The following is a 5,195-nucleotide window of genomic DNA, read 5'->3' as shown; positions in this document are numbered from 1 at the left end:
GACATGGCCGAATTCACCCTGCACGATCTGCAATGCTTCGATGCGGTGGTCCGCACCGGCGGTTTTCAGCCTGCGGCGGCCATGCTGTATCGCTCGCACCCCGCGGTGTTCGCCGCCGTCGCCAAGCTGGAGCGACAGCTCGGCCTCGTCCTTTTGGATCGCAGCGGCTATCGCGTGCGTCCGACCGAGGCCGGGCTGTCGTTCCACCGCCGAGCGCTATCGCTGCTGCGCGAGATGGACGGTTTGCGCGTCCATGCCGCCCAGTTGGCGATGGGTGAGGAAAGCGAGATCCATGTGGTGATCGGCGACCTGTGCCCGCGCCCGCAGGTGCTGGGCATGCTCGGGCGATTCTTCGCACAGTTGCCCGGCACGCGCCTGCATCTGCATTTCGAAGCGGTGGGCGGCCCATGGGAGCGTCTCTTCGACGACGAAGCCGACCTGATCCTGCACTGGGTCGACAAGGGCGATGCGCGGGTGGAATGGGTCGATTTGTGCAAGGTGTCCTTCATTCCCGTGGTGGCGCCGGGCTTTCTGCCTCAGCGTATCGAGCAGCCGATCACCCCGGACCAGATGCAGGCACTCACCCAATGCGTCATGCGCGACAGCGCCCGCCATTCGCCACAACAAAACTATTCGCTGATCGAAGGCGCGCCGCAATGCCTCGTCGCCGACCAGGGCATGAAGAAGGAGATCATCCTGCAGGGCCTTGGCTGGGGCCACCTGCCCCGCTTCCTGATCGAGGAAGAACTGCAGGACGGACGCCTGCACTCCATTGCCGGCCGTCATCTGCCGGGCCGCACCGACGAACTGGTGGTGGCGCGCCGCCGCGACCGGCCGCATGGGCCGATCGCGAACCGGCTGTGGGATCATATCCAGCAGGAAGCGCCGGCATTGCGCCGTGTGCTCGAAGCGCCGAAATCCGCCGAGGAAGTCAGCGGCCAACCAGCCAGCGAAAAGCGCGACGGATGAACGTTTGAGCGTCCTCCGTCACTGGTTCGCCGTGCGCCATCAGCACTCTTTCGGCCGGCCATGCCAGTATGCGTTGAAGAGCGGCACGCGCGGCGCGCCGGTCGGTAAAGCCGGCGCGGAATTTTCGCGGCACTGAGGGCTCTGCGGCCACCATCAGATCCAGCCGGGCTACGAGCGCCCGCCAGCCCTTGAACCATCCGGCGTGGAAATGCTGGATCAGATCGGTGAACAACACTGTCCTGCTTGCGCGGTGGAAGAAGACAATCTCGGTGGTGATCCTGTTGCCGCGCACGACGACCTGGTCGAGATCGTCCGCCCAGTCGGCGGCAGGCGTATCGCCGAGCTCGCCGCAGAAGAGGATATCTCGGCGCTTTTCCCGCAGGCCGGGTGGCGCATAGACCTTGGCATCGGGATAGCCGCGCTGCCAGTCAGCGAGAAACACGTGGTGAAGCGAATTGGGCGGGATCAGGAAGCGCACCACGCCCAGAGCGTCCACATCGGCGCGCAGCTCGTTCGTGAGCTCTACCGGTGACCAGATGAACAAACCGCCCCCGGACAATCCGATAACGGCCATACGCGTGGGATAGTGAAAGCCGGCGGCCGCCGTGACGATCGGACCATCCGCAATCCAGATCCCAAGGCCGAATTCCTTGAGACTACCAGCCATTTGCACATTGCTTCCCATAGAGCCGCTTGAATTCCGATGCGCCACAGTCGACCCTTCGCGGGATTGGCGGCTGCCGCAATGCGGCGGTCACGCAGCAAAAGTTTACATATGTGTAAATTTACACTAGGGTATAAAAATGACAACCCCAAAGCGGACCGAACGGTCGCGAAGCCTCATCCTCAATGCCGCCGACCTGGCGTTTCGGGAGATGGGGTTTGCCAACACCTCGGTCGAGGAGATCGCGACGCGTGCCGGCTTGACCCGCAAAACGGTCTACAATCTGTTCAGTTCGAAAGAAGAAATCGCGTTGCGGCTCATCGCCCGCGTGGAGGCGGGCGATGCCGCCTACCGCGCCCGCATGGCGGCGAACGAAGATGTATTCGTCATGCTCGAGACAGTCTTTCTCGACAGCGCCGGCTGGTGCCTGGCCAATCCCTCGCTTGCCAGGCTGGCTCTTGCCCCCGCCGAGCGTCCGTCCCTGCAGCCGCCGCCCGACCGGCCCTCATTCCAGCGCCTGGTCCGGGACCTTCTGGTGCTCGGCCAACGGCAAGGTGTCATTCGCAGGGATGACGATGCCAATTTCATGGCGCTGGTCCTGCTTGGAATATACGGCCAGGCGATGCTTTCGGCGCTTTCGGCCGGGTCATTCAGCGAGGACGAGATCAGGCACCTCATCCGCATCGTCGTTGAAGGGATCGGCAAACGCTAACTACGCGAACCACTTGTCCGCCGATCTCCAAAGCGCCGCAGGAGTGCTCCCGGCCTTCGCTTCATTGGCTGCTCTTCGGAGCCTTGGCGTCCTTTGAACGCTCCGCGATAGCGGGGCCGGCCCCGGACGTCTTTTCGGTTGCAGCGCTCGGCGTGGCTTGCTTTGGCGGGTTTTGTCCCTCCGACTGGCGGGTGCGGTCTTCCACTTCGCCCATCCGGCGGGTGAGCCCTATTCCGCCGGCAGGCTTCTCGTTGGCGGCCGCATCCTGGGAGAATTCATCGGAAGCGTCGGCATCGGTCTTTGCCGGATATTTCGTCGCACCGGTTTCATAGCGGGTTTCGTTCTCAGTCATGGCATCTCTCCAGTTGCATGACGGATAAACATCTCGGCGCTATCCGGGTTCCAATTCCTGGACTTGGATTCCGGACGGATCTGGATTCCGCCCGGTCGGCCACCCAAGCGACGAGATGAGCAGCACCCTACTGCAGCAGACCCTTGACGATGCCGCTCGCCTTGCCGAAATCCATCTGGCCGGCATATTTCTGCTTCAGTGCGGCGATCACCTTGCCCATGTCCTTCTGGCTGGCCGCACCGGTCGCGGCGATCGCCTCGCGCGCCGCAGCAGTTACCGCCGCATCATCCAGCTGCGTCGGCAGGAAGGTGCGGATGATCTCCATCTCGCCGCGCTCCTGCGCGGCCAGTTCCGGCCGCTTGCCGTCATCGAAGGCTTTGGCCGATTCCTCGCGCTGCTTCACCATCTTGGCCAGGATCTGCAGGATCTCCTCGTCGCTGGCCGGCTCCTTGCCTGACCCGCGATTGGCAATGTCGCGGTCGTGAATGGCGGCCTGGATCAGCCGCAATGTCGGCAGCCGGTGCTTGTCCTGCGCCTTCATCGCGCTCTTCAGGGATTCGGCGATTTTGCCGCGCATGGTGCATTCTCCTTCGATCGGCGCGGACAATAGCGCCGCGGGCGAGCCAAGGCAAACTCTGATGTGCCGGGGCAAGCCACTGATTTTGCTAGGCGAAATAAAATATGGCGGCATTTCGCATGATCATTGACCGCCCTGCCCCCTTCCCCTATGTACTGGGCCTTGCATGAACGGAAATTTGACTGCGTGGAAGCCGCGAAATCGCCGCTTCGCGCCGTTTGCCGCGCAGATGGCCCGCCGGGCCGGTTGCAGCGCGCGGCCTGACAGGAGTGCCGCATGGCCGAGATGACGCCCGCCTTGACCCCCGCTTGGGCCACGGAAAAGCCGACCGCCCTTCTGGTGCTGGCCGACGGTACCGTCATCGAAGGTCGCGGTCTCGGCGCCACCGGCTCCGCTGTCGCCGAAGTCTGCTTCAACACGGCGCTGACCGGCTATCAGGAAATCCTCACCGATCCGTCCTATGCCGGCCAGATCGTCACCTTCACCTTCCCGCATATCGGCAACATCGGCACCAATGACGAGGACATCGAGGATCTCAATCCGCTCGCCCGCGCCGGCGCCGTCGGCGCCGTGTTCAAGGCCGATGTCACCAACCCGTCCAACTACCGTGCCGGCACTGGTCTCGACCAGTGGCTGAAGAAGCGCGGCATCGTCGCTTTGTCGGGCATCGACACCCGCGCGCTCACCGCGCTGATCCGTGAAAAGGGCATGCCCAACGCCGTCATCGCGCATGCGCCCGATGGCGTGTTCGACATCGACGATCTGAAGCGCCGCGCCGCCGCATGGTCGGGCCTGATCGGGCTGGATCTCGCCAAGGAGGTTACGTCGGGCCAGTCCTCGGTCTGGCGCGAGACACCCTGGGTGTGGAACGAAGGCTTTGGCGAACAGATCGAACCGACAATGCACGTCGTCGCCATCGACTACGGCGTCAAACGCAACATCTTGCGCCTGCTCGCCGGCCTCGGCGCCAAGGTCACCGTGGTGCCGGCCAAGTCCGGCGCCGAGGAAATCCTCGCCATGCAGCCGGACGGCATTTTTCTCTCCAACGGCCCCGGCGACCCGGAAGCCACCGGCGACTATGCCGTACCGGTCATCCGGGATCTGCTGAAGACCGACATCCCGGTGTTCGGCATCTGCCTTGGCCACCAGATGCTGGCGCTGGCGCTGGGCGGCAAGACCGCCAAGATGCACCAGGGCCATCACGGCGCCAACCATCCGGTCAAGGACCACACCACCGGCAAGGTCGAGATCGTCTCGATGAACCACGGCTTTGCCGTGGATGCCGACTCGCTGCCATCAGGCGTCGAGGAAACCCACGTCTCGCTGTTCGACGGTTCGAATTGCGGCATCACCCTGACCGGCCGGCCGGTGTTCTCGGTCCAGCATCACCCCGAGGCTTCGCCCGGCCCGCAGGATTCACACTACCTGTTCCGCCGCTTCGTCAATTTGATCCGCGAAAAGCGCGGTGAGGAATTGCTGGCCGAACGGGCTTAGCGCGATCCGGTAGCGCCGCCCCTCATTGCCCTGCCGGGATGGCCCTCCCTGGTGAGCGCAATGCGGTTGTGACTCACACCTGTGCTCCATCCTCAGCGACACCGGTGGCGACATTCGTGCGCGCTGCCGGCCTCGCAACTTTCGTCACAAAGACGATGACCGCCAGCGTCAGGAAGCACGCTCCCAGCAGATAGGGCGCGCCGCCGAAGGTCACCGGCGCGCTTGGCCCGGTGAACCAGGAAAAGATCGCCGTGTAGAGCAGCGGCGTGATGATCGAGGTGATCGAGAAGATCGAGGTCATCGCGCCCTGCAGTTCGCCTTGCGCCGAAGGCGGCACCTTGGCGGCGGCGAGGCTCCGCAGCGGCGGGTCGGCCAGCGCTTCCAGGCAGCCGACGACGATCACCGCATAGATCATCCAGCCTTGCGA

The 5,195-nt window shown here is 63.9% G+C and carries 6 protein-coding genes and 1 pseudogene; 3 read left to right on the top strand and 4 right to left on the bottom strand.

The features are described 5' to 3' along the window. The first annotated feature begins 3 nt into the window (after window positions 1–3). Window positions 4–969, top strand: coding sequence for a LysR family transcriptional regulator (locus tag EN884_RS25050; RefSeq protein ID WP_013530130.1), 966 nt, complete (start codon window positions 4–6; stop codon window positions 967–969). Here the strand turns inward: EN884_RS25050 and EN884_RS25045 are convergent. Further along, window positions 932–1,636, bottom strand: a complete 705-nt coding sequence (locus EN884_RS25045) for a DUF4336 domain-containing protein (protein WP_024504113.1) — start codon at window positions 1,634–1,636, stop codon at window positions 932–934. The two genes, EN884_RS25050 and EN884_RS25045, sit on opposite strands and share 38 nt — an antisense overlap. Window positions 1,637–1,772: 136 nt before the next feature. Here EN884_RS25045 and EN884_RS25040 point away from each other — a divergent pair, with 136 nt between their 5' ends. Beyond that, window positions 1,773–2,345 (top strand): TetR/AcrR family transcriptional regulator, encoded by a 573-nt coding sequence (locus EN884_RS25040; RefSeq protein WP_063168784.1) that lies wholly within the window; start codon window positions 1,773–1,775, stop codon window positions 2,343–2,345. 61 nt (window positions 2,346–2,406) lie between these two features. Here the strand turns inward: EN884_RS25040 and EN884_RS25035 are convergent, their stop codons facing one another. Both EN884_RS25035 and EN884_RS25030 read right to left on the bottom strand, forming a co-directional pair. Then, the gene (locus EN884_RS25035) at window positions 2,407–2,697 is read right to left on the bottom strand and encodes a hypothetical protein (protein ID WP_063168785.1); all 291 of its coding nucleotides are present in this window, start codon (window positions 2,695–2,697) and stop codon (window positions 2,407–2,409) included. A gap of 127 nt (window positions 2,698–2,824) precedes the next feature. After that, entirely contained in the window at window positions 2,825–3,274 is a 450-nt protein-coding gene (locus tag EN884_RS25030) for a GatB/YqeY domain-containing protein (protein ID WP_013530126.1), read from the bottom strand. A gap of 276 nt (window positions 3,275–3,550) precedes the next feature. Here EN884_RS25030 and carA point away from each other — a divergent pair, with 276 nt between their 5' ends. Then, window positions 3,551–4,768 (top strand): glutamine-hydrolyzing carbamoyl-phosphate synthase small subunit, encoded by a 1,218-nt coding sequence (gene carA / locus EN884_RS25025; RefSeq protein WP_063168786.1) that lies wholly within the window; start codon window positions 3,551–3,553, stop codon window positions 4,766–4,768. A gap of 73 nt (window positions 4,769–4,841) precedes the next feature. On the opposite strand, the pseudogene EN884_RS25020 reads toward carA, so the two are convergent. Then, window positions 4,842–5,195 (bottom strand): annotated as a pseudogene (locus EN884_RS25020) (TCR/Tet family MFS transporter); the annotation flags it as partial.

The sequence above is a fragment of the Mesorhizobium sp. M7A.F.Ca.AU.001.01.1.1 genome, from assembly GCF_004022735.1.
GTDB classification, from domain to species: Bacteria; Pseudomonadota; Alphaproteobacteria; order Rhizobiales; family Rhizobiaceae; genus Mesorhizobium; species Mesorhizobium ciceri.
This window is presented reverse-complemented; position numbering and strand designations above follow the sequence as displayed.

What these genes read in the sequence shown, in the direction of transcription:
- EN884_RS25050 (WP_013530130.1), top strand. Translation starts at nt 4, where the DNA reads ATGGCCGAATTCACCCTGCACGATCTGCAATGCTTCGATGCGGTGGTC.
- EN884_RS25045 (WP_024504113.1), bottom strand. Translation starts at nt 1,636, where the DNA reads ATGGCTGGTAGTCTCAAGGAATTCGGCCTTGGGATCTGGATTGCGGAT.
- EN884_RS25040 (WP_063168784.1), top strand. Translation starts at nt 1,773, where the DNA reads ATGACAACCCCAAAGCGGACCGAACGGTCGCGAAGCCTCATCCTCAAT.
- EN884_RS25035 (WP_063168785.1), bottom strand. Translation starts at nt 2,697, where the DNA reads ATGACTGAGAACGAAACCCGCTATGAAACCGGTGCGACGAAATATCCG.
- EN884_RS25030 (WP_013530126.1), bottom strand. Translation starts at nt 3,274, where the DNA reads ATGCGCGGCAAAATCGCCGAATCCCTGAAGAGCGCGATGAAGGCGCAG.
- carA (WP_063168786.1), top strand. Translation starts at nt 3,551, where the DNA reads ATGGCCGAGATGACGCCCGCCTTGACCCCCGCTTGGGCCACGGAAAAG.